The 19,670-nt window shown below is 73.3% G+C and carries 15 protein-coding genes; 9 read left to right on the forward strand and 6 right to left on the reverse strand.

Annotation, left to right across the window (positions count from 1 at the left end; translation table 11 throughout):
* Positions 1-8: 8 nt before the first annotated feature.
* Positions 9-3,383: a maltotransferase domain-containing protein gene (locus tag Q7A36_RS11635; RefSeq protein WP_305103860.1), complete on the reverse strand. Its 3,375-nt coding sequence runs from the start codon at positions 3,381-3,383 to the stop codon at positions 9-11.
* A 65-nt stretch (positions 3,384-3,448) separates the two neighbouring features.
* Between Q7A36_RS11635 and Q7A36_RS11640 the strand changes: the two genes are divergently transcribed.
* The 6 genes from Q7A36_RS11640 to Q7A36_RS11665 all read left to right on the forward strand — a co-directional run bounded on the left by Q7A36_RS11640 (position 3,449) and on the right by Q7A36_RS11665 (position 11,018).
* Complete coding sequence (locus tag Q7A36_RS11640) at positions 3,449-3,712, forward strand: AtzG-like protein (RefSeq protein ID WP_305103861.1); 264 nt, start codon at positions 3,449-3,451, stop codon at positions 3,710-3,712.
* On the forward strand, positions 3,709-5,130 hold the full coding sequence (locus Q7A36_RS11645; protein ID WP_370655661.1) for an AtzE family amidohydrolase: 1,422 nt from the start codon (positions 3,709-3,711) through the stop codon (positions 5,128-5,130). Before Q7A36_RS11640 ends, Q7A36_RS11645 begins: the two co-directional genes overlap by 4 nt.
* Positions 5,127-5,462 carry a cupin domain-containing protein gene (locus Q7A36_RS11650; protein ID WP_305103862.1) on the forward strand — a complete coding sequence of 112 codons (336 nt, stop codon included), beginning with the start codon at positions 5,127-5,129 and terminating at the stop codon, positions 5,460-5,462. Before Q7A36_RS11645 ends, Q7A36_RS11650 begins: the two co-directional genes overlap by 4 nt.
* Positions 5,463-5,645: 183 nt before the next feature.
* Positions 5,646-6,014, forward strand: coding sequence for a hypothetical protein (locus Q7A36_RS11655; RefSeq protein ID WP_305103863.1), 369 nt, complete (start codon positions 5,646-5,648; stop codon positions 6,012-6,014).
* Positions 6,015-6,213: 199 nt separating this feature from the next.
* Positions 6,214-7,548, forward strand: a complete 1,335-nt coding sequence (gene hemN, locus Q7A36_RS11660) for an oxygen-independent coproporphyrinogen III oxidase (RefSeq protein WP_305103864.1) — start codon at positions 6,214-6,216, stop codon at positions 7,546-7,548.
* A gap of 80 nt (positions 7,549-7,628) precedes the next feature.
* Positions 7,629-11,018, forward strand: coding sequence for a PAS domain-containing protein (locus Q7A36_RS11665; RefSeq protein WP_305103865.1), 3,390 nt, complete (start codon positions 7,629-7,631; stop codon positions 11,016-11,018).
* Between the two features lie 272 nt (positions 11,019-11,290).
* Here the strand turns inward: Q7A36_RS11665 and Q7A36_RS11670 are convergent, their stop codons facing one another.
* The gene (locus Q7A36_RS11670) at positions 11,291-11,650 is read right to left on the reverse strand and encodes a response regulator (protein ID WP_305103866.1); all 360 of its coding nucleotides are present in this window, start codon (positions 11,648-11,650) and stop codon (positions 11,291-11,293) included.
* A 291-nt stretch (positions 11,651-11,941) separates the two neighbouring features.
* Positions 11,942-14,314 carry a xanthine dehydrogenase family protein molybdopterin-binding subunit gene (locus Q7A36_RS11675; RefSeq protein ID WP_305103867.1) on the reverse strand — a complete coding sequence of 791 codons (2,373 nt, stop codon included), beginning with the start codon at positions 14,312-14,314 and terminating at the stop codon, positions 11,942-11,944.
* A 202-nt stretch (positions 14,315-14,516) separates the two neighbouring features.
* Here Q7A36_RS11675 and Q7A36_RS11680 point away from each other — a divergent pair, with 202 nt between their 5' ends.
* Complete coding sequence (locus Q7A36_RS11680; RefSeq protein WP_305103868.1) at positions 14,517-15,485, forward strand: Bug family tripartite tricarboxylate transporter substrate binding protein; 969 nt, start codon at positions 14,517-14,519, stop codon at positions 15,483-15,485.
* A gap of 40 nt (positions 15,486-15,525) precedes the next feature.
* On the opposite strand, the gene Q7A36_RS11685 is transcribed toward Q7A36_RS11680, so the two are convergent.
* From Q7A36_RS11685 to Q7A36_RS11695, 3 genes are read right to left on the reverse strand one after another with little or no spacing between them, the layout of a single operon-like run.
* On the reverse strand, positions 15,526-16,329 hold the full coding sequence (locus Q7A36_RS11685; protein ID WP_305103869.1) for an N-acyl homoserine lactonase family protein: 804 nt from the start codon (positions 16,327-16,329) through the stop codon (positions 15,526-15,528).
* Entirely contained in the window at positions 16,330-17,229 is a 900-nt protein-coding gene (locus Q7A36_RS11690) for an NAD(P)-dependent oxidoreductase (protein ID WP_305103870.1), read from the reverse strand.
* Positions 17,230-17,231: 2 nt separating this feature from the next.
* Positions 17,232-17,630, reverse strand: coding sequence for a carboxymuconolactone decarboxylase family protein (locus Q7A36_RS11695; RefSeq protein ID WP_305103871.1), 399 nt, complete (start codon positions 17,628-17,630; stop codon positions 17,232-17,234).
* Positions 17,631-17,823: 193 nt separating this feature from the next.
* Between Q7A36_RS11695 and Q7A36_RS11700 the strand changes: the two genes are divergently transcribed.
* Both Q7A36_RS11700 and Q7A36_RS11705 read left to right on the forward strand, forming a co-directional pair.
* Complete coding sequence (locus tag Q7A36_RS11700; RefSeq protein ID WP_305103872.1) at positions 17,824-18,768, forward strand: diacylglycerol/lipid kinase family protein; 945 nt, start codon at positions 17,824-17,826, stop codon at positions 18,766-18,768.
* Entirely contained in the window at positions 18,765-19,634 is an 870-nt protein-coding gene (locus Q7A36_RS11705) for a metallophosphoesterase family protein (protein ID WP_305103873.1), read from the forward strand. Before Q7A36_RS11700 ends, Q7A36_RS11705 begins: the two co-directional genes overlap by 4 nt.
* Positions 19,635-19,670: the final 36 nt, after the last annotated feature.

A 19,670-nucleotide genomic window follows, 5' to 3' on the forward strand; every position in this document is an offset into this window, starting at 1 on the left:
GCGGGCCATCAGGCACCCTCCGCCGGCCGCACGCGCCACAATCCGAAGGGCAAGGCCCCCGGGTCCAGCCGCAGCCGCTGGACCTTGCCACGCCAGGTGAACCGCCGCCCCGTCATCAGGTCCTCCGCCTCCAGCGCCGCGTGGTCGGGCAGGCCCCATTCCCATAGCGGCAATTCGACCGCCGCTTCCTGCACGTTGAAGGGGTCGAGCGACACGGCGCAGAGGACCACATTCCCGCGATCCGGCGTCGCCTTGCGATACCACAGCACCTGGTCGTTGAAGGCATTGTGGAAGGCGACGCCGAGATGCGTCTGCAGCGCCGGGTTGGCGCGGCGGGCCATGTTCAGGCGGGTGATCTCGTCGACGATGTCGCCCGGCCGCCGGTCCGGCCAGACCCGGATCTCGTACTTCTCCGAGTCGAGATACTCCTCACGGCCCGGCAGCGGCGTCGCCTCGCAGAGCTCGAAGCCCTGGTACATGCCCCAGAGGCCGGACAGCGTCGTCGCCAGGGCGGCGCGGATCAGGTGCGCCGCGCGGCCGCCGGTCTGCAGGAAGGGCGGGTTGATGTCGGGCGTATTGACGAAGAAATGCGGGCGGAAGAAATCGCGCGGCGCGGTGGTGGACAGTTCCGTCAGGTACTCCGTGATCTCCGGCTTCTCGTTCCGCCAGGTGAAGTAGGTATAGGACTGGCTGAAGCCGATCTTGGCGAGACGGTACATGACCTTCGGACGCGTGAAGGCCTCGGCCAGGAAGACCGCGTCGGGATGGCGGGAGCGGATGTCGCCGATCAGCCATTCCCAGAAGGGAAAGGGTTTGGTGTGCGGGTTGTCCACGCGGAACAGCCGCACGCCGTTGTCCACCCAGAACTGCACCACGTTGCGCAGCGTCACCCACAGGGACGGGACGGCGCCGGCATTGTAGAAATCGACGTTGACGATGTCCTGGTACTTCTTCGGCGGGTTCTCGGCATACTTGATGCTGCCGTCGGGTCGCCAGTCGAACCAGTCCCTGTGCTCGCGCAGCCAGGGATGGTCCGGGCTGCACTGCACCGCGAAGTCGAGCGCGAGCTCGAGCCCCTGCTCCCGCGCCGCATCGACCAGCCGGCGGAAATCCTCGAGCGTGCCGAGCTGCGGATGGATGGCGTCGTGCCCGCCTTCTTCGGATCCGATGGCATAGGGGCTGCCCGGATCCTCCGGCCCCGGCGTCAGGGTGTTGTTGCGGCCCTTGCGGAAGGCGCGGCCGATCGGGTGGATCGGCGGGAAATACAGCACGTCGAAGCCCATCGCCCGGATATGCGGCAGGCGGCCGATGACGTCGTCGAAGGTGCCGTGCCGGGCGGCATCGCCGCTCTGGCTGCGGGGGAAGAGCTCGTACCAGCTCGCGAAGCCGGCGCCGGTGCGCTCGGCATCCAGCGGCATCTCCGGGCTGCGGACGCGAAAGGGTCGGTCGTCGGCGGCCGCCATCAGCCGCGCCATGTCGCGCGAGAGCAGGATGGTCAGCCGCTCCTGGTCCGGGGCGCCCTGCAGCCGCTCGGCGAGCGCCGAGAGCGCGCCGCCTGCCCGCTCCCCGGCCTTGGTCACCAGGATGCGGCCTTCCTCCAGCTCCAGCCCGATCGGGACATTGGCGGCGTGCTTCTTCTCCAGCTCGTCGCGGAAGGTGGCGAAGGCGTCGTGCCAGGTCTCGATGACGAAGGCATGGCGGCCCATGCGCTCCAGCGGGAAGCGCGCCATCCAGCGGTCGTTGCCGAGCGGCGTCATGCGGCACTCGGTCCAGTCGTGCTCGTCCGCGGCGCGCCAGAGCAGCGCGGCGCCGAGCTTCTCATGCCCGTCGCAGATCAGGTCGCAGGTGACCTCCACCACCTCGCCGACCGTGCGCTTCACCGGGAAGCGGCCGCCCTCGACGGAGGGCGTCACCGCCTCGATCCCGATGCGCCGGTCGGGCGCCGCGGCCTCGCGCGCCGCCGCCTCGGCCGGGCCGGTCTCGGTGTCGAGCACCGGCGGCGCCGCCTCCGCCTCGAAGAGCCGCACCTCGCCGGGGGCGAGCTGGACGGTGGAGGTCGCGGTCAGCGCCTCGCCCTCGGGCGGCGAGAGCGGCCGGAAGCGGGTGAAGCTGCCGCCCGTGCCGGGCAGCAGCGCGGCGATCGCCACGCCCGCCCCGGCGCGCAGGTCCGGATTGGCCAGCACCAGGGTCGCCGTGCTCGCCTGCCGCACATCCGGCGCGCCGGCGCGCAGCAGCGCCGTCACCGGCGCGCCGAAGCCCGAAAGCGGCCGCAGCTCCGCCCGGCCGAGGCCGCGGTCGGCCAGCGCCGCATTCGCGGCGCGGAGCGCGGGCGAGAGGTCGAAGCCGCCATGCGCCTGCAGCCAGGCCCAGTCGCCCGGCCGGTCGCGCGCGGCATCGAGCGGCCGGCGGGCGCCGTATTCGAAGCCCATGGGCACCAGGATGCCGGCGCCCATGCCGCTCGCCAGCCGCAGGTGGCGGGTGGCGGCGCGCTCGGCGGTCCAGGCATCGGCGTCGCGGGCGGCCAGGCGCGGGCCGAAGGGCGGCTCGACGGTCGAGATCACCGGGGCGATGGCGGCCAGCCGGGCGGCCTCCTCCACCAGCCAAGCGCCCTCGAGGTCCCACCAGCCCAGGCTGTCGAAAACCGCGGCGAAGCCGCAGCCGGCCAGCGCCGCCAGGTCGGGCGCCGGGATGCCGGCGGTCCAGGCCATGAAGCGGCAGTCCGGCAGGGCGGCGGTCAGCCGGCGCCAGGTCGCGGGCGGCACGCGGTGCGGCGCGTCGCAGCGGAAGCCGGCGACGCCCGCCTCGGCAAGGCGGCGCAGCCGCGCCTCCCACCAGCCGCCGAGCGCCTCGGCGACCGCCGGGTCCTCCCAGCGGGCGCGCGCGGTGCCGCGCTCCGGCGGGGTCTGGCGTGGGTCGGGGGCGGTGCCGGGCTCGGCGCCGGCGAACCAGCCGGGGTGGCGGGCGCGGAAGGCGCCGTCCTCGGCGACCCGGTCGAGGACGATGTCGAGGTGCAGCGCGAGCCCCGCCGCCCTGGCCTTGCCGGCCAGCTCGGCGAGGGCGGAGGCCGCATCGCCCGGCGCCTCCAGGATCGGGTGCGGCGCCTCCGGGTCGGCGAGGTGGAAGAGGTTGCCGCTCGGCCCCGGCGCGAAGGGCGGGGCGAGGAGGACGGCATCGAAGCCGAGCGCCGCGACGCGCGCGAATGCGGCATCCCAGGCCGGCAGCGGCCCGACCAGCAGCGGGTGCAGGTAGTAGAGGCGCGGGGCGGATGGCAGCGGCGCGGGCTCCGGCGCCGGCACTGGCGGCGCGGGCGGCGGCGCGGCGACGACCTCCTCCACCACGGCGCGCGCCGTGGCCTTCGGCTTGCCGCCGCGTCGTGATGCCATGGTAACCCCCGTATCCATGCCCGCGGCGAAACGCCCCGACGCCGCTTCGGCGTCATCACCGCTGCGTGAGTGACGATCCGGGCGGGATGCGGCACGATTCCGGCATGGTGCGGCGCGTCCCGCCCGAGGAGATCAGGATGCTCGACCCCGACCGCTTCGATCCCGCCGCCATCGTCGCGGCCATGGCCCCGGCCGTCGGCCTGTCCCTCGATGCGGCGCGGCAGGCCCGGGTGGCGGCGGCGCTGGCCCTGGTGGCGCGGATCGCCGCGCCGGCGCTGCAGGTCCCGCTGGACGAGGCGGCCGAGCCGGCCCCGGTGTACCGGCCGTGAGCGTGTCCGATGGCTGCGCCGGTCCGGCGCTCGGCATCGCCGCGCGCCTGCGGGCGCGCGAGACGACGGCGCGGGCGGTGACGGAGGCGGCGCTGGCCCGCATCGCCGCCCGCAATGCGGAGGTGAACGCCTTCACCGCCGTGCTTGCCGATCGGGCACTGGCCCGGGCCGATGCCGTCGATGCGCGCATCGCGGCGGGGGAGGCGGTGGGGCCGCTCGCGGGCGTCCCCTTCGCCGCCAAGAACCTCTTCGACCTCGAGGGCATTCCGACCACCGCGGGCAGCCGGATCCGCCGGACCGCCCCGCCGGCGACGCGTGACGCCTTCCTGGTCCGGCGGCTGGAGGCGGCGGGGGCGATCTGCCTCGGCGCGCTGAACATGGACGAGTTCGCCTATGGCTTCACCACCGAGAACAGCCATGACGGCCCTGCGCGGAACCCGCACGACACTGCCCGGATCGCCGGCGGCTCCTCGGGCGGCTCGGGCGCGGCGGTCGCGGCGGGGCTGGTGCCGGTCACGCTCGGCACGGACACTAATGGCTCGATCCGGGTGCCCGCCTCGCTGAACGGGATCTGGGGGGTGAAGCCGACCTATGGCCGGCTGTCCCGGCACGGCTCCTTCCCCTTCGTCCATTCGTTGGACCATGTCGGGCCCTTCGCGCGCAGCGTCGCCGACCTCGCCGCCGCCTATGACGCGCTGCAGGGGCTCGACCCGGAGGATCCGGCGCAGGCGCCGCAGCCGCCGGAGGCGGTCACGCCCGGCCTCGGCGCCGGGATCGGCGGCCTGCGCGTCGCGGTGCTGGGCGGCTGGTTCGGCCGGCAGCAATCCGCGGCGGCGCGCGGCGCGGTCACGGCAGTGGCGCAGGCGCTGGGCGCGACCGCGACGGTCGACTGGGCGATGGCGGAGGCGAGCCGCGCCGCCGCCTTCCTCATCACGAGTTCGGAGGGCGGGGCGCTGCACCTGCCGACGCTGCGGACGCGGCTGGAGGAATACGAGCCACTGATCCAGGACCGCCTCCTCGCCGGCGCGCTGCTGCCGGCGGCCTGGGTCAACCAGGCGCAGCGCGTGCGCGCGCTCGCGCGCGAGTCGATGCGGGCGCTGATGGCGGACTGGGACATCCTGCTCGCACCCGCGACGCCGGTGCCGGCGACGCCGATCGGGCAGGAGATGCTGGAACTGGACGGCGTGCAGGTGCCGCTCAGGCCCTCCATGGGCCTCTTCACCCAGCCGATCAGCGGCATCGGCTTGCCGGTGGTGACCGCGCCGGTGCCGAGGGCCGAGGGCGCGCTGCCCATCGGGGTGCAATTGATCGGCCGGCCCTGGACGGAGGCGCTGCTGTTCCGCGCCGCGGCGGCGCTGGAGGCGGCGGGCGTCTGCGCCGCGCCGGTCGCGCCAGCCTTTGCGGCGGGCGCCGTGTGAGCGCCCCGCGCTTCGGGCGGATCGGCGAGGGGCCGGCCGCGCCGCCGGGCGGCGAGGCCTTCTCCGAGTTGCTGGCCGGGGGCGGCGCGCGGGTGGTGCGGATCGCCTCCCGCGGCCATGCCGACGCGGAGGGCGCCTGGTACGACCAGGCGGAGGACGAGTTCGTGCTGCTGCTCGCCGGCGCCGCGCGGCTGGAATTCGCGGAGGGGACGGCGCGCGCCCTGGCGCCGGGCGACTGGGCGGTGATTCCGGCCCGCTGCCGGCACCGCGTGGCCTGGACCGACCCGGGGCGGGAGACGCTGTGGCTGGCGGTGCACTTGCCCCCACACTAAACCGCGCCCGGTTTGGGAGGTGTGGTTTCGGAGGAGCGCGAGCAGGAGCGAGTGTCCTCGCCAAGGGAGCGCCTTGGGACTGGCTCTTCAGAACGCTGGTTGTTGCGGCCGAGAATACCTAGCTTAGTCGGTGGTGGAGCGCCGGCATAGGCCGGTGCCTTGACGCTATAGCGCAGGTTGAGAATGTTATCGGACAAGAAAAAAAGGACCGCACTCAAGAAGAACATCGGGTTGGCTCGCGACATGGCCCGCCGGCTGCTCGCAGAGGGTGTCGATGAGATCACCTTGACCTACTATGCCGACGAAGGCTCGTTCCGCGCGATGAAGCTGCCCGAGGAGGGTGACGACTTCGAGCACAGGCAACGCACCAACGCTGAGACAGCCAAGGTCATGCTAGCGTATGGACTTGATCTGAAGGTTCAGGTGCTGAACGCCGAGGAGTACTTCGCGTGGCTCGGGGCACGGCCGCACACCTACCAAACCTTGCAGGAGTACCCCGGCGGCAGGCATGTCTCCGGGGATGAGGCCAAGGCGCTGCTCGGCGTCGACTGAACAGCTCAGTTTGAGAACTGCATTCGTTGCCACCTGCAACCGACGCAAATGGTTACCAGAGAGGGTGGTCGAGGGAGGAATCGGTCTTTTTCCGAACCAGACGCGGTTTAGGACCCGCCCACCACCGCGGTGACGGCGGAACGGCCGCCCGCTTGATCCCGCGCAAGGCATCCTGCCCGCGCCGGCGCGAGCATGGGGCATGAGCAGGCCCATCCCCATCGGCTACGCGCTGGCCAATCTTCCGCGCTACACCTCCTACCCCACGGCGCCGCAATTCGGCCCGCTGGGCGAGGCGGAGTACCGCGGCTGGCTCGCCGGCATCCGGCCGGAGGATCCGCTCAGCCTCTATCTCCACATCCCCTTCTGCCGCTCGCTCTGCTGGTATTGCGGCTGCCACACCTCGGTCACCCGCAATGCGGAGCGGATCGCCCGCTACGGCGCCGCCCTGCGGAAGGAGGCCGGGCTGCTGGCCGAGGCGCTGCCCGCGCATGCCGGCATCGCCTCGGTCCATCTCGGCGGCGGCACGCCCAGCACGCTCGGCGCCGAGGGGCTGCGCGCCCTCTTCACCGAGCTGCGCGCCATCTTCGGCATCCGCCGCGACGCGGAACTGGCCATCGAGCTCGACCCGCGGGTGGTGGACGAGGCGATCGTCGCGGCGCTGGCCGATGCCGGCATCACCCGCGCCAGCTTCGGCGTGCAGGACATCGACCCGGCCGTGCAGCGCCGCATCGGCCGCATCCAGCCGCAGGAGACGGTCGCGCGCGGCGTCGCCTGGCTGCGCGCCGCCGGCATCCGTGGGATCAACCTCGACATCATGTACGGCCTGCCCGGCCAGACCACGGCGCAGGTCGCGGCCACCGCCCGCTTCGCGGCCGCGCTCGGCGCCGACCGGGTCGCGGTCTTCGGCTATGCCCATGTCCCCTGGATGAAGCCGCACCAGAACGCCATCCATGCCGAGGACCTGCCCGGCGCGCTGGAGCGGCTGCAGCAGGCCGAGACCGCGGAGCAGGTGCTCACCGCGGCCGGCTACCAAGCGATCGGCCTCGACCACTTCGCCCGGCCGGAGGACCCGATGGCCGTCGCCGCGCGCGAGGGCCGGCTGCGCCGCAATTTCCAGGGCTACACCACCGATGCCGCGCCGGTGCTGCTCGGCCTCGGCGCCTCGGCGATCGGCAATATCGAGGCGGCGGGCTATGCCCAGAACGAGCCGAACGAGCGCCGCTGGGTCGCGGCGGTCGAGGCCGGCGAGCTGCCGATCCGCCGCGGCCGCGCCGTGACTGCCGAGGACCGGCTGCGCCGCCACTGCATCGAGCGGGTGATGTGCGACTTCGCCCTCGACCTCGCCGCGCTGCCGCCGGTGCTCGCCGCCGAGGTCCGGCCGGCGCTCGCGCCGCTCGAGGCCGACGGGCTCATCGACCTGACGCCCGACCTGCTGCGGGTCACCGCGGCCGGGCGGCGGCATGTGCGGCATGTCGCGGCTCGCTTCGATGCCTATCTCGCGACCGGTGCCGGGCGGCACAGCGCGGCCGTCTGACCCCGCGCCGGGCCTGACGGCGATGTGAACGCGCAACGAAGGGGTGCTGGCTACAAGCGACCGCATCACCTCTGCCGGTCATGGCGCTGTCGCATCCACCCCTCAGGGTCATCCTCGCCGCTGCCTTCGGCGGCATCGCCCTCCTTGCCGCCCTGGCCACCAGCCTGCTGGCGGGCGATGCCGCCGCGCGCCGCGTCGAGGCGAACCAGCTCGCCATGCTCGACAGCCTGGCCAGCCGCTTCGCCGAGCGGCTCGACCGCGACATGGCGGCCCGCTGGCGCGACGTCAGGGTCACCAGCCGGCTGCCGCTGATGCGCGACCCGGCGACGCCGCCCGAGATCCGCCGCGACATCCTGCGGCAGATGCACGAGACCTTCGCCGACTACGCGCTGCTGGCCTTCGTCGGCCCGGATGGCCGTGTGGTGGCGGACAGCCTGCAGCTCCTGGAAGGCCAGGACGCCTCCGGTCGGCCCTTCGTGCGGGCCGGCATGCAGGGGCCGGTGGTCGAGGATGTCCATGACGCGCTGATGCTGGCCGGCAAGCTCGGCAATGGCGGGCAGCTCCGCCTGCTCGACCTCGCCGCGCCGGTGCGGGCGGCGGATGGCAGCCTGGTCGGCGTCGTCGCGGCGCATCTGAACTGGCGCTGGGCGGCCGAGCTGGTCGGCACGCCGCGCGCCGGGGAGCCGGAGATCCTCATCCTCTCCCGCACGGGGGAGGTGCTGCTCGGCCCGCCCGGCCTGCTCGGACGCCCGCTGCCGGCCGGCATCGCGGGGCGCGGCGAGGCGGAATTTCCCGGCGAGGGCCGATTCCTCCTCTCCCGCCAGCCGACCCAGGGCTTCCAGGACTATCCGGGCATGGGCTGGGAGGTGCTGGCGCGCCGGCCGCTCGACCTCGCCATGGCGCCGGCCCAGGCGCTGCGGCGCGACATCCTGCTCTACGGCCTCGGGGCCAGCGCCTGCGCCGCGCTGCTGGGCTGGCTCGCCGCCGCCTGGCTGGTCCGGCCGCTGCACCGCCTGGCGGAGGCCGCGGCCCGCCAGCAGCGCGAGGGCGGGCGCGACCCGCTGCCCCCCGGCACCGGCTATGCCGAGGCCGTGCTGCTCGCCCGCGCCTTCGATGGCCTGCTCTCCGACTGCCGCCGCGGCGAGGCCGCGCTGGCGGAGAGCGAGCAGCGCCTGCGCCTCGCCCAGCGGGCCGGGCAGATCGGCGCCTATGAATGGGACATCCCCGCCGATACCGGCCGGGCGACGCGGGAATATGCCGTCCTGCACGGGCTGCCGGCGCCGGAGACGGACACGACCTGGGGCGGCCGCTACGGGCACTGGCTGGCCCGGCTGCATCCGGAGGACCGGCCGCGGCTGCGGGAGCGCATCCGCCGCATCCTGGCCGAGGCCGGCCCCTATGCGCTGGAATACCGCATCCTGCTGCCGGACGGCCGGACCCGCTGGCTGCACGACCGGGGCGAGGTCTTCGCCGATGCGGCGGGCCGGCCGGTCCGCGCCCTCGGCGCCGTGCGCGACGTCACCGCCCGCCGCGCCGCCGAGGATGCGCTGCGGGAGGGCGAGGCGCGGCTGCGCCTGGCGCAGGAGGCGGGCGGGATCGGGAGCTGGGACCTCGACCTCGCCACCGGGAAGCAGGTCTGGTCGGAGCGGCAATATACGCTCTTCGGCTTGGACCCGGCGCTGCCGCCGCCCGACATGGCCACCTGGTTCGCGCTGGTGCATCCGGCGGACCGGCCGGCCTTGTCGGCCGCGCGGGATGCCGCGCTGGCCGGGGCGGACCGGCCGCTGGCGGCGGAATTCCGCATCCGCCGCGCCTCCGACGGGGCGGAGCGCTGGCTGGCCGCGACCGGGCGGGTGATGCGCGACGAGGCCGGGCGCCCCGTCCGCATGCTCGGCGTCAACCGCGACGTCACCGAGGCCCGGGCGCGGGAGGCCGAGCTGCGCGCCATGCTGGAGGCGAACCCGCTCGGCGTGCTGCGCGGCGACGTGCATGGCCGGATCCTCGATGCCAACGACGCGCTGCTGCGCCTCGCCGGCCGCAGCCGGGCCGAGCTCGAGGCCGGCACGCTCCGCTGGGACAGCATGACCCCGCCGGAATGGCTGCCCATGGATGCCGCCGGCATCGCCGAGGCGCGGGAGAAGGGCGCCTGCACCCCCTACGAGAAGGAATACTGGCGGCCGGATGGCAGCCGCGTGCCGATCCTGGTGGGCTTCGCCCTGGTCGGCCCGGCGCGCGAGGAGACCATCGCCTTCATCCTCGACCTGACCGACCGCAAGCGGGCGGAGGTGACGCTGCTGGCCGACAAGGCGGCGCTGGAGCGTGCCGTCGCCGAGCGGACGGCGGAGCTGGCGGCGCGCGAGCATGAGCTGCGGCGGATCTACGACCGCACGCCGGCCGCCTTCCATTCGGTGGACGCGACGGGGAAGCTGATCCGGGTCAGCGAGCAATGGCTCGCCTTCCTCGGCTACCGGCGGGAGGAGGTGCTGGGCCGCCGCACCGGCGAGTTCATGCTGCCCGAGAGCGCCGCGCGCTGGGAGGCGGCGCTGGCCGAGCTGCGCGAAACCGGCGACGAGGTGCGGGAGGTGGAGTACCGCATGCGCCGTGCCGATGGGGAGGTGCTGGACGTGCTGGTGCGGGCCCGCGCCGAGCACGACGCCGAAGGCCGCTTCCTGCACAGCTTCTCCGTCCTGCTCGACCTGACGGAGCGGAACCGGGCCGAGGCCCGGCTGCGGGAGGCGCAGAAACTGGAGGGCCTCGGCCGCATCGCCGGCGGGGTGGCGCACGACTTCAACAACCTGCTGCAGGTGCTGACCGGCGCGCTGCAGATGCTGCGCAGCCATGCCGGCGATCGCACCCGGGTCGAGCGCTATGCCGGCATCGCCCTGGAGGCGGCGGAGCGCGGCGCCGGACTGACGCGGCGGATGCTGGCCTTCGCGCGGCAGGACCAGCTCCAGGCCGGCCCGGTCCCGCTGCCCGAGGTGATGCAGGGCCTGGCCACGCTGCTGCACGGCGCCCTCGGCGCCGGCATCCGGCTGGAGATCGACGCGCCCGAGTCGCTGCCGCCGGTGCAGGCGGACCGTGCGCAACTCGACCTCGTGCTGTTCAGCCTGGCGCTGAATGCCCGCGACGCCATGCCGCAGGGCGGCAGGCTGCGGATCGAGGCGGCGATGGAGGCGGTGGGCGAGGACGACCGGCAGGGCCTCGCCCCCGGGCCCTATCTCCGCATCCGGGTCGCGGATACCGGGCAGGGGATGGATGCGCCGACCCTGGCCCGGGCGACGGAGCCCTTCTTCACCACCAAGGAGGTCGGCCGCGGCAGCGGCCTCGGCCTCGCCATGGCGCATGGCTTCGCCCGGCAGTCCGGCGGCGACCTGCTGATCGAGAGCGCGCCCGGTCGCGGCACGGTGGTCACGCTCCGGCTGCCGCGGGCGGAGGCCCTGGTCCCGCTGGAGGTTGCGGCGGAGGGCTGACCTGCCCGAGGCGGGGGCTGCGCCGGCTCCGCCGGCGGGAAGGGCCGCCCCCCGCCGCACCGGCATCGGGGCGCATGCGATCCAGCCAGCGCCGGCGCGGCAGGCGGCTCAGGGCCGAGGGCGGCGACGTGTCGCCCCGCGGCGGATCGCCCCAGGACATACCGCTGCAGGGTGGAAACGCCCGGAGGCGCGAATCTGCTCTCCGGATCGAAAGCCTGGAGCATTCCCACGCCGCGCAATCGGCGTGAGAACGCTCCGGCCGGGCGGCAGCCTCAGGCGCAGAGGCGGCCGAGGGCGGCGGTCAGGTCGTCCGGGTCGTAGGGCTTGGCCAGCACGGGCACATGCGAATGGGTGGGCGGCAGCCCTTCCGCCCCATAGCCGGTGGCAACCACGAAGGGCACGCCGCGCTCGGCGAGCAGGTCGGCGACGGGCGTCGAGGTCTCGCCGGCCAGGTTCAGGTCCAGCACCGCGACATCCGGCGTCTCCTTCTTCAACAGCGACAGCGCCTCGGAGACGGTCGCGGCGGGGCCCACCACGGCGGCCCCGGCATCGAGCAGCGCATCCTCGACCAGCATGGCCACGAGGGCCTCGTCCTCGACGACGAGCACCCGGCGTCCGGTGAGCCTAGTCATGCAATCTCTCTCCTCCCTGGCCCGGGGCGAACGCGGCGGCGACGGCTGCGTCCGCTCCGGATCGCGCGCCGTCAGCTTCGGCCAGGACCATGATGCGGAAACGCCGTGCGGGTTCGATGGTCATCGATGGGCCGGTCCTCTCGTCATCCCTCGCCGCAACCGGCCAAGCCTGCAACCATGTTTAACATGACGGAATAGTTTGCACGACCAAATGGCGAGTGCGACTCACGGTTCAGAGAGCCGTGTAGGCGCCGCGGCCGGCGCGGGGCTGCGCCGGCCGCGGCGCCACGCTCAGGCCGCCTGTGCCTCGGCGATGGCGCGCCACACCCGCTCCGGCGTCGCCGGCATGTCGATATGGGTGACGCCGTAGTCCGACAGCGCGTCCACCACGGCGTTCATGACCGCGGGGAGGGAGCCGGCGCAGCCGGCCTCGCCGCAGCCCTTGGCGCCGAGCGGGTTGGTCCGGCAGGGCGCGGGATGGCTGAGGAAGCCGAAGCTCGGCACGTCGGAGGCGCGCGGCAGGGCATAGTCCTGGTAGCTGCCGGAGAGGAGCTGGCCTTCCTCGGAATAGGCGACGTGCTCCATCAGCGCCTGGCCGATGCCCTGGACGATGCCGCCATGCGCCTGGCCCTCGACCATCAGCGGGTTGACGATGACGCCGAAGTCGTTGACCGAGACGTAGCGCACGACATCGACATGGCCGGTGTCGGGGTCGATCTCCACCTCGCAGACATGGCAGCCGTTGGGGTAGGCCATCGGCGCCTCGCCGAAGACGTGCCGGACGTTCAGGCTCTCCGGCATCTCGGGCGGCGGGTTGTTCGCCGTCCGGATCCGCTCGGCGAGCTCCATGATGCCGATGCTGCGGTCCGTGCCGGCGATGGTGAAGCGGCCGAGGCCGCTCGCGTCGCGCTCGAACTCGATGTCCTCGAGGCCGGCTTCCAGCATGTGCGCCGCCGCCTGCCGGCCCTTCTCGATGACGAGCTGGGCGGCCTCGACGATCGCCGCGCCCGAGGCCATCAGCGACTTCGAGCCGCCGGTGCCGCCGCCGGCGATCAGCAGGTCGGAATCGCCCTGGACCAGGCGGATGCTCTCGAAGGGCACGCCGAGGGTCTGGTGCAGCACCTGGGCGAAGGGCGTCCAGTGGCCCTGGCCGTAGTCGAGGGTGCCGGTGATGATGGTGACGGTGCCGTCCGCCTCGAAGCGGATCTCGCCCTGCTCCTTCATCGGGGGCGCCGTGCATTCCAGGAAGTTGCCGATGCCCCGCCCGCGCAGCCGGCCGCGCGCCTGGCTCTCGGCCTTGCGCGGCTCGTAGCCCTCCCAGTCCGCCGCCTCGAGCGCCTTCTCGAGCACCGCGGTGAAGTCGCCGCTGTCATAGACCGAGCCGGAGGGGGCGCTGAAGGGGAAGGCGTCCGGCCTGATGTGGTTGATGCGGCGGAGCTCGATGGCGCTGCGGCCCGTCTCCCTCGCCGCCTGCTCCAGCAGCCGCTCGAAGAAGTAGTTGCCCTCCGGCCGGCCGGCCCCGCGATAGGCGGAGACGGGGGTGGTGTTGGTGACCAGGCATTTCGTGGTCACCTCGATCAGCGGCGTGGCGTAGTTGGACTGCACGTTCTTGACGAAATTGCCGGTGCCCATCAACGGCGCGACGGTCTGCAGGAAGCCGCCCATATTGGCATAGGCGGTCAGCCGCACCGCGAGCGCGCGGCCATCGGCGTCGAGTGCCAGTTCCGCATCCACCTCGTGGTCGCGGCCATGGCTGTCGGAGAGGAAGCTGCCGGTGCGGTCATCCGTCCACTTCACCGGCCTGCCGAGGACCTTCGACGCGTGCAGCAGGCAGAGATATTCCGGATAGGCGCTGGCCTTCATCCCGAAGCTGCCGCCGACATTGCCGGTCAGGATGCGCACCTTCTCCGGCGGCACCTTCAGGATGTCGTTCGCCATCTGGTTCTTCAGGCCGAAGACGCCCTGGCTGCCGACATGCAGCGTGTAGCGGCCGGTCGCCGCATCGTATTCGCCGAGGGCGCTGCGCGGCTCCATGGCGCAGACCACGACGCGGTTGTTGCGGATGGACAGCTTCGTGACATGCGCCGCCTTGCCGAAGGCCTCCGCCACCTTGGCGCCGTCGCCGTAATGGAAGTTCAGCACCTCGTTGCCGGGGAGGTGGTCGTAGAGCTGCGGCGCGTCCGCCGCCGCCGCCGCCGAGGCCTCGGTCACCGCGGGCAGCACGTCGATGTCGACGAAGACCGCCTCGGCCCCGTCCTTGGCGGCGGACCTGCTCTCCGCCACCACGATGGCGACGGGGTCGCCGACGAAGCGGACCTTGTCGGTGGCGAGCGCCGGCCGCTCGATGTTCCGGAGCGGCGTGCCGTCCGCGTTCTTCAGCGGCAGGACGCAGCGGATGAAGCCGTAGCCATGGCCTTCGAGGTCGCGGCCGGTGAAGACCGCGACGACGCCGGGCACCTCGGTCGCCGCCGAGATGTCGATGCCGCGGATGACGCCATGGGCATAGGGGCTGCGGACCATGATGGCGTGGAGCTGGCCGGGCAGGCTGATGTCGTCGGTGTAGCGGCCGCGGCCCTGCAGCAGGATCGGGTCCTCGTTGCGCGGCACCGGCTGGCCGACGCCGAATTTCAGGCGGGACAGGTCCGGCAGGGTGGTGTCAGGCATGCAGTCTCTCTCGCGCGAGTGTCGGGCTTGATGTCGACCCTAGGCCGGCTTTGTCCAGGGGGCGACCCCGTGGCGGCGCAACATCCCCAGGCGAATCGCCCCGCCTGCCTGCGCTGGCGTCAGGTCAGCCTTCGCCTTGGGCAGATTGACAGGCCCCGCGGCCTCCCGGACGGTTCCATGCAACGATACGGGGGAAGCGGTCATGGAATTCGGGCGACGCGGCGCCCTGCTGGGCGCAGCCGGGCTGCTGGCGGCGGGTCGGGCGCGGGCGGAGGAGTGGCCGGCGCGGCCGATCCGGCTGGTGGTGCCCTTCGCGCCGGGCGGCGCCTCCGACCTGCTGGCGCGGCTGCTGGCGGAGCGGCTCGCCCCGCTGCTCGGCCAGCCGATCGTGGTGGAGAACCGGCCCGGCGCCGGCGCGACGCTTGGGGCCGATGTCGTCGCCAAGGCGAAGCCCGATGGATACACCCTCCTCTACGGCACGCCCGGGCCGCAGATCGTGAATCCCTATCTCATGCGCGGCCTGCCCTATGACGCCGAGCGGGACTTCACCCCCGTGGTCAGCCTGGTGAAGGCGCCGAACCTGCTGGTGGTGCATCCCTCGCTGCCCGTGCGGACGGTCGCGGAGCTGATCGCGCTGGCGAAGGCGCGGCCGGGGGAGCTCACCTTCGGCACTTCGGGCGTCGGCGCCTCCTCGCACCTCGCGGGCGAGACGCTGAAGCTGCGGGCCGGGATCGAGGTGACGCATGTGCCCTTCCGCGGCAGCGGGCCGGCGATCCAGGAGCTGATCGCCGGGCGCATCAGCTTCATGGTGGACACGCTGCTGCTCTTCCCGGAGCACCGGGCGAGCGGGGCGGTGCGGGCGATCGCGGTGGCGGGGGCGGAGAAATCCGGCCTGATGCCGGACCTGCCGACGATCGCCGAGACGCTGCCGGGCTTCGATTCCTTCGCCTTCAACTACCTGGCCGGCCCGGCCGGCCTGCCGGAGCCGATCGTGGCGCGGCTGAACCGCGACACCAACCGCGTGCTGGCCGATGACGGCTTCCGCCGGCGCCTCGCGGAACTCGGGCTGGTGCCGATCGGCGGCCCGCCGGCGCGGGCGGCGGAGATCATCCGGGACGAGGCGGCGAAGGCCCGCGAGGTGATCCTGGCCGCCGGCATCAAGGCGGAATGACGCGCGGCGCCGCGCGGCCTTCAATCCCCTGGCGCGCCGGTCACGCCACCGGCGGCAGATGGAGGGCGACGACGTCCTCGCCCTGGCCCGGCACCTTCGGGAACCTCTCCCGCACCGCCGGGTCGTGCCCCGGGATCACCCGAGTCTCGTCCCCGCCCGCGAGCTTCTTCGCGATCCGCCAGCCCTGGGTCATGGCGCCGAGGTCGAAGATGATCGGGAAGGGATTGCCGGTCAGGCTATTGGCATAGAAATGCATGGCGTCCGAGGCCAGCACCACCGGCCCGCGCGCCGTCTCCACCCGCACCACCTGCAGCCCGTCCGAATGGCCGCCGACGCGATGGACCGTGACGCCGGGCGCGATCTGCCCCTCGCCGTCATGGAACTGCACCTTGTCGGCGAAGAGGGCGCGGACCATGGCGACGACATGGTCCGCCTCGAAGGGGATGCGGATGCAGGCGGTGCACATGTGCCGCCCCGTGGCGAAGGCCATTTCCCGGTCCTGGATATGGATCTTCGCGCCGGAGAAGATCTCGATGCTGCCGGCATGGTCGTAGTGCAGGTGGGTGACGACCACGTCGCGCACCTTGGCCGGGTCGCAGTCCATGGCCAGCAGGCTGTCGGCGACGCTGCGGCTGATGGTGCGGCCGCGCTTCTCGGCGCAGGCATGGTCGAAGCCGGTGTCCACGACGATGTCGTGGCCGGTCGCCTTGTCCCGCACCAGCCAGACGAAGTAGTCCAGCGGCATCGCCTCATGCGGGTCCTGCACCGGCAGGAGGAAGTTGGACTGCGCCGGCCGGTCATGCCGGCCGTAGCGGATGGCATACACCTCCCAGTTCGCGGACATCTATTTGTTCCCCCCGAGAATCTCGCCCGCCATCTTCTCCGAGAGCTGGGCGAGCGCGGTATGGTTGTGCCCGGGGCCGAGCGAGGCCAGCGCCGCGGCCCACATCTCCCGGCAGAGCGCCGAGAAGGGCGTCGGCGTCTCCGTCTCCCGCCCCACCTCGAGCGCGATGCCGAGGTCCTTGACCATCAGCTCGAGCGCGAAGCCGTCGTCGAAGCGGCGGTTCAGCACGTATTGCTTGAACTTGCGCTGGCTGGAGTTGGACATGCCGGAGGAGGCGTTCAGCACATCCACCATCGTCGCCGGGTCGAGGCCGAAGCGCTGGCCGATCAGCAGCACCTCGATCCCCATCAGGAAGGTGCCGGCGGAGGAGAGGTTGTTCAGCGCCTTCATCGCCTGGCCGGCGCCGATGCCGCCGCAGCGATAGAGGCTGCTGCCCATGGCCTTCAGCACCGGCTCGGCGCGGTCGAGGTCCCCGGCCTCGCCGCCCAGCATGATGGCGAGGTCGCCGGTCTTTGCCCGCGGCACGCCGCCCGAGACCGGGGCGTCGATCATCGCGACGCCCTTCCCGGCGAGCGTCGCCGCGATCTCGCGCGTCTTCGCCGGCTGGCCGCTGGTCATGTCGATGACCAGCGCGCCCTTGGAGAGCACGGGCGCGATCAGCTCGGCCACCTGCGCGACCTGCTTGCTGGTCGGCAGGATGGTGACGACGGCATCGGCACCCCTGGCCGCGGCGGCGGCATCGGCCACCGCCGTGCCGCCGACCTCCCCGGCGAATTGCGCGCTGCGGCCGGGCACGGCGTCGCGGACCGCGACCTCGAAGCCCGCCTTCACCAGGTTGGCCGCCATCGGCCAGCCCATGTTGCCGATGCCGACGAAGCCGATGCGCTTGATGTCGGCCACGGTCACTTCTTCCCCGGCAATGCGCCCTCGGCGACCAGCACCTCATGCGCCGCCTTGAAGGCGTCGAGCCCGGCCGGGATGCCGCAATAGGCCGTCGCGTGCAGCAGGACGGCCTTGATCTCCTCGACCGTCAGGCCGTTGTTTAGCGCGCCCTTCACATGCAGCTTGATCTCGGGCGTCTTGCCGAGCGCGGTCAGCATCGCGAGGTTCAGCATGGAGCGCGTCTTCCGCTCCAGCGTCGGGTCGCCCCAGGCCCAGCCCCAGGCCCAGGCGGTGGTGGCGCGCTGGAAGGCCATCATGAACTCGTCGGCCTTGGCCATGGACGAGTCGACGTAATCGGGCCCGAGCACCTCCCGCCGGATCGGCAGGCCCTTGTCGAACAGTGCGCTATCCTCGGACATGGCGTTCCTCCTGATCTCCGTCGGGCGGGAGGCTCGCGCGGGGCGGGCCGGCGGTCAACCGGGCCGGGCCCGCGTCCATGACGATTCGGGGACGGGGCGAACCGATGCGCGGCGCCGCTGTTCCCGCCGCTGCAACCAGGGCGGGCGCCAGCGGCTGCGCCGCCGGCAACCCCGCCCTGCCGGAGAGGACCGCATGCGCCGCGTCGCCGTCGTCATCAATGCCCGCTCCGGCGGCCTGCTGGGCCGGGAGCGGGCGGCCGAGGAAGTCGCGGAGCACCTGGCCGCCACCGGGCTGGAGGCCGTCATCATCCACGAGGCCGAGGAACCCGAGCTCTGCGCCCGGCTCGACCGCGCGGTCGCTGCCGGCGCCGATGCGGTGGTCGTCGGCGGCGGCGACGGCAGCATCGCCGCCGCGGCGCAGCGCCTGGCCGGCACGGGCATCGCGCTCGGCATCCTGCCCTGCGGCACGATGAACATGCTGGCCAGGGACCTGGCCATCCCGCTGGACCTGGAAGAGGCCTCGGCGGTGCTGGCGCGCGGCGAGGTCCGCGCCATCGACGTCGCCGAGGTGAACGGCCATGCCTTCCTCTGCATGTCGGTCCTCGGCCTGCCGACGGCGCTGGGGCGGCACCGGGAGAGGCAGCGCGGCGGCGGGATCGGCGCGCGGCTGCGGCTCGCGCTCGGCGCGCTCCGCACGCTCTGGCGCTACCGGCCCATGGGGCTCGACATCGCCCTCGACGGTGGCGCGCCGCAGCCGCTGCGGGCGCGCGCCTTCGCGGTGACGAACAACGCCTATGCCGAGGGTTTCGGCGCGCTCTTCATGCGGGAGCGCCTGGACCGCGGCGAACTCGTGCTCTACCGCGCGCGGCATTTCGGCGCCTGGTGGATCGTCAGGATGCTGGCGGCCATGGCGCTCGGCGCCTGGCGGCGGCGGCCGGAGATCGAGGAACGCGCGGCGCGGCAGGTGGCGATCGGCAGCCGCCGGCGCACGTTGCGCGTGATGAACGATGGGGAGGCATTGCTCTTGGAACCGCCGCTGCGCTACGCCATCCGTCCCGGCGCGCTGCGCGTCATCGTCCCTTCCGCACCGGCGGAGCAGGGCCTGCCGGAGACCGCTGCCCTGCAGGTCCCGGCATGACCGCGCGGCCCTATCGCATCGCGCATCTCTCCGACCTGCATTTCGGCGCCGAGATCCCGGCGGTGGTGGCGGCGCTGGCCGAGGAGCTGGACCGCAACCCGCCGGACCTGGTGGCGATCAGCGGCGACCTGACCATGCGCGCCCGCCGGCGGGAATTCCACGCGGCGCGCGCCTTCATCGACCGGCTGCGGCCGCCGGTGCTGGCGGTGCCCGGCAACCACGACATCGTCTCCTACTTCCTGCTGGAGCGCTTCACCGACCCCTATGCGCGCTGGCGGGAGCACGTCGCGCCGCAGACCGAGCCGGTCTACCAGGACGACCGCGTCGGCGTGGTGGGGCTGAACACCGCGCGGCGGGCCGGCTTCTACCTCGACTGGTCGCGCGGCCGCGTCGGCTACAGCCGCCTCGCGCGCTGCGAGGAGCGCCTGGCCGCCATGCCGCCCGGCCTGGTGCGCATCGTCGTCGCGCATCACCCCTTCCTGCCGCCGCGGGCGGCGCCGGAGGCGCGGCTGGTGGGCGGCGCAGCGCGTGCGCTGGAGACCTTCGCGCGGCAGGGCGTGCGCCTCGTGCTCTCGGGCCACCTGCATGTCGGCGACATCGCCCAGCCGGCGCGGGAGGTCGGCGCGGTGGCGCATGGCACGGCGACCGAGACGACGCGGGCGGCGGGGCCGATGACGGTGGTGCTGTCCTCCACCACCACCTCCCGCCGGCTGCGGGGGGAGCCGAACGCCTTCAACGAGATCCGCATCGCCCCGGACAACACGGTCGAGGTCTTCGCCCGCGCCTGGGACGGCGCGCGCTGGGCGGCGGTGCCGCCGCAGGCGACGGATGCGACCCCCTCGGTCGCGGTGGTGCCGGCCGGATAGGGCAGGGCGGGGCTGTATCCCCGGCCGCTGCCGGTC

It is taken from the genome of Paracraurococcus lichenis (assembly GCF_030657435.1).
GTDB lineage: Bacteria > Pseudomonadota > Alphaproteobacteria > Acetobacterales > Acetobacteraceae > Paracraurococcus > Paracraurococcus lichenis.